Below are 4,759 nucleotides of genomic sequence, written 5' to 3'. Positions count from 1 at the left end.
AATGGATAATGGATAATGGATAATTACCTCTGGTTAAAACCGTTACGGAATTGAACATAAGGAAATATCCTAGCATTTTATTTTCCCCTTGAAAGGGGAGGCAGATTAAGCTGAATTATTTAATTAATAATGATTAATTATTAATTATTCGGTAAGCCCTAATTATTCGGTAAAATGTATAAATGTCTTGATAATTTTACCTCAATATTTCTAGGCAAAAACTATCCACTAAATCATAGAAATTTTAGAAGCAATAGGATTAGGAGTAAAGAATACGTAAGCATTCAGCTATTAGCTGTCAGCTCTCAGCAACAAGACTCTCTTATATAGGACAGTGTTTAAATAAACAAAAGACTTTAAGGGTAAGGGAGGCAACTTTTGTAGTAAGACAATTAATAAAGCTTTGAGCCTAAACTAAAAGCAATAGCTGATAAGCTGAAGTTCGCAGTTCCGACCATAGGAGGCTGGCTGACGGCTGAATGCTTACAAGAGTACATTACTAAACTCATAATTTATAGAACCCCTAAACGGATCTATTAAGCATCTCCTCCACCCATAGGGAGTAGGGAGTAGGGGGAAAGAATTGATGAATAACAGTGCAATAAAAGAGCATGATTTTTGATTGTTGGAGATACTATAGTAATTAAATATCAATATCCTCACTTCTTGGCCTAAAAACCTAACATTAGCTAATATTCCAAATGGCTTCTATATGGCTAGCAAAAATAACATAGTAGCGATCGCTCATGCTTTAGTCATTAAACCTAAGTTAGTATTACAGTAGGTGATCCTAAAGGTTGCTCTAGATAATAAATCTGGGATTAATATAGTTGAAATGATGCAAAATTAGCTACAAACAAAGAAGACAATTATATTTTTTTCACTCACAATTATCGCATTTTAGATGTTACTAACCCTGATAGTTAAAGTTGAAGAGTTTTACCTGTTAAGCTAGGCATATTTAAACACTATAAAATAGAAGTAGTCAATATCCACTCATTAACATTTCGCGACACTACATGATTCTTAAAATATGCTTTTCTTATTCCTTTTTCCTGACTTTAATTATTTCCTAATTTTAGTACTCCTAGCATTATTTTTAATTGCACCTTTTGTTTTCCCTTTTGTAGATAGTTGGGTCGCTGCTTTTTTAGTAGTCTTTCTTTTACCTACAGTTGCTTTGGATAGAGGTGGAGGTGGCGGTGGACTAGCATTCCGTGGTGCTGGTCGGTTAGTACGAAATAGAACTCCATCATTAGATTGTTCTAGTACCAACATCGGTGTTGGTTTTGCTTTTTGATCCCAATCAATATGCACAATTCGGCCTTGAATAGTAGGAGTCCAATTATCATGATCGTCACTAGGACTAAGGTAGGTTTCTAAACAATCAATAATTTGATTAATAGTTTGAGAAGTTGCCTGAGTTGGTAATTTTGTCAGTTTGATTGACACCCGAAATAATACTCTTTTTTTAACATCTTTACCTACTTCTCCAGTATCATATTCTACATCAAACATAGAATCAATTTGTCGTCCACTTGCATTTCCTTTTTCTCCTGCTGCTAATGGAGTAGGACGTAGTGCAACACTAATTTGTTGTTTAACTTTTACTTTAATTTGATTGACAATAGCAAAGTGAAAAACTTCCTCTGCCATCCGCATTCTTAAGTAGTCTAAGTTAAAATCTCGCGAATGGATTAAGTCAGGATTTTTTTCCATTTTTGATATAGTTGCTACAGCCAATTTATATTTTTTATGCAGGTCTTTATTTCTGAACTCCTCCACACTAAGTTTTTTGCTAAATTGCCTCATTTTTACTTGGTGGAATATACTCATAATAATCAGTAATAGCAATAGTAGTCCAGATGCACCCATCCAAATATATTCTGATTTTGGCAAAGTTAGTTCTGGTGCTGGTGAAGCTTGGGCTAACTTTGGTTCCACAATAGTAATTGATGTTAACATAGGTTTTAAACAAAATTTGACAATTAATTTACAGCAATTTCTGGATAAATGTTTGATGATTATAGTTATACAAAATAATTGAGGCTATTGATTGATAGGAAAATTATAGATTTGTTGAAAATCATGACTGATACATTTATAGTCAGCATCTTAATAATTTTAATTTTCAATAAATCACAGAACATAAACCATAAATTTATCTTGCTTCTATTTGTTTTGAATATGTCTTAAATTCTGAGATATTCTCAGATTTATGCACTCATTTTTGACCGTTACTATGCACAAAATATTAGATAAAATATAGAGTTATTTGTTCTATCTTCTGTAAAGTAAAATTTGATAGTCTAAGTAATCAAAAATAAATCCTATACCAACTAGCAAATTTTCTAGCTTCATAGAAATTTATAGCCGATTCTAAATTAAGTTTGATTTGCTGGTAGATATCTAGAGATTAAAACTATAACTATCTTTTTTGAATTTGGTATTAGAAATTAGACATACACTTAAATTATTCACAAAAATTAAGTAAGATATTCATAATTTTTGAGCTGCTACTCTATAATAGTAGATATTATACTTCATAATAAATTAGAGAAAATACATAAATTGTTAAAACCTTTGTAAAGGAATAAATTTTTATAGACAATATAACTAAAATCTCATCAAATTTTTAAGTATAAATACAGAAAAAAGCAATAAATTAATATTGCTTATTACTTTAATCAAACTGGAATATACGAAACCATTCTTATTTCTGAATTGTGGCCTACAAACCTCTCCATCACAAGTATCGTCCTCAGACTTTTGCTGACTTAGTAGGTCAGGAAGCGATCGCCCAAACTCTGACCAATGCTATGCATACCGAACGAATAGCTCCAGCATATCTATTCACAGGGCCAAGAGGCACAGGGAAAACTTCCAGCGCCAGAATTTTTGCCAAATCTCTTAATTGCCTCACCCATGACCACCCTACCCCCACTCCCTGTGGTGCTTGTGATGTTTGTATGGGTATTACAAAAGGCTCAACTCTGGACGTAATAGAAATTGATGCTGCTAGCAATACTGGTGTGGATAACATTCGGGAATTGATTGAAAGGTCCCAGTTTGCACCTGTTCAATGTCGTTATAAGGTATATGTGGTCGATGAAGTCCATATGTTATCTGTGTCTGCTTTTAATGCTCTGCTCAAAACTTTGGAAGAACCACCAAACCGAGTAGTCTTTATTCTGGCAACCACAGACCCTCAGAGAGTTTTACCGACTATTATCTCTCGTTGTCAAAGGTTTGACTTTCGTAGAATTCCTTTGGAAGCAATGGTCGGACATTTGCAAAAAATTGCTACGGAAGAAAAGATTGATATTACTACTGAAGCTGTCCAAATGATCGCTCAAATTGCTCAAGGTGGACTACGAGATGCAGAAAGTTTGTTAGACCAGTTGAGTTTATTGGCAGGTGAGATTACAGTTGAGCGAGTATGGGACTTGGTAGGGGCGGTGCCAGAGCGAGATTTAATGGCACTTATAGAAGCGATCGCCTCTGATAATTCTACGGAAGTGTTGAAGTGTAGTCGTCAAATAATGGACCGGGGTCGAGAGCCTATAATTGTATTACAAAATTTGGCAGGATTTTACCGAGATTTATTAGTAGCAAAAACAGCACCGACAAATGGAGATTTAGTGGCGTTGACCAAACCTACTTGGGAACAACTTTGTCAAGTTTCTCAAACATGGGATATTAGTACTATTTTAGCTGGTCAAAAACATTTACAAACATCTGAAGTTCAAATTAAAAATACGACTCAACCCCGTTTATGGTTAGAGGTAACTTTATTGGGATTATTGCCTGCTGCATTGGCAAGTTCGAGGCAAATAGTTGAACAGTTACCTGAAAGACAAACAAGTCAAAATATTTCGGTTCAAAATACTTCTAAAAGTTCTAGTCAACCACAAGCAAAGCAGCCTATTTATTCGCCTCCAAAACAGAAAATATCGGAGGTCAAAGAAATTCCGACTGCATCAAAAAGTGAGGAAGATTTAGTTAATTCGGAAGCTGTTAATTTTAATTCTCAAGAACAGAATTTAGAAGAAATTTGGCAAAGGGTACTTGTTGAAATTAAACTAAGTAGCCAATCTCTACTACGTCAATCCCAACCACAAGTTACATTGTTAGAGTTTAACAATCAAGTAGCGCGTATTGGTGTTAGTTCTGATAAATGGCAAAAAATGGTGATGTCTAAAGTTGCTAGTATTGAAGCTGGGTTTGAGAAAGTTTTTAAGACTGCGATAAAAGTTAAAGTAGAAGTAACGAACACCAAGAGAAAAAATCAAAGTATTAGTGAAAATATTTATCCCAAAAATAGCAAAATAGAAAGAAATATAACTAGCCATGAAAAACATCAAGAAACTTCTAACTCCGAGCGTGAAACTCCCGATGATGATGAAGAAACTCACCCATTTTCACCTCAGCAGAAAAATTCGCAGACAGAAAACAAATTTATTCAGAATATTTATCCATATCAACCAAATTTGGATGATGGGATAGAAAAAGGAAAATATTCTGAAAAAGAAGGACAAACTGTAGCGATCGCCACTGGCCGAATAGTTGATTTTTTTCAGGGAGAAATAATAGATATAGGGTTAATTACATCAGTAGATAAAACCGAACTATCTACAATATCTGAGTCTTCTAATTTATCTATTAATTCTCAAATTGTTGAGTCTGAAAATAGTAATGTTGGTATAGATGAAACAGAGGAAAATGAAGATATTGAGTTGGATGATGATGTTGATTTTTA

2 protein-coding genes are annotated in these 4,759 nt (G+C 33.9%); one reads left to right on the top strand and one right to left on the bottom strand.

Going from position 1 to position 4,759, the window contains the following annotated elements; translation table 11 throughout:
• Positions 1-1,065: 1,065 nt before the first annotated feature.
• Positions 1,066-1,965, bottom strand: coding sequence for a hypothetical protein (locus AC3DU7_RS25660; protein ID WP_488042113.1), 900 nt, complete (start codon positions 1,963-1,965; stop codon positions 1,066-1,068).
• Positions 1,966-2,726: 761 nt separating this feature from the next.
• On the opposite strand from AC3DU7_RS25660, the gene AC3DU7_RS25655 reads away from it, so the two are divergent.
• The coding region (locus AC3DU7_RS25655; protein ID WP_488042112.1) for a DNA polymerase III subunit gamma/tau at positions 2,727-4,759 on the top strand (2,033 nt) is incomplete at its 3' end.

Source organism: Okeania sp. (genome assembly GCF_983059655.1).
Note: the sequence above shows the minus strand (reverse complement) of the source record. Positions and strands in the feature narration are given on the sequence as shown.

Bases quoted from the DNA above. Each gene is read 5' to 3' on its own strand.
- AC3DU7_RS25660 (WP_488042113.1), bottom strand. From the start codon at position 1,965: ATGTTAACATCAATTACTATTGTGGAACCAAAGTTAGCCCAAGCTTCA.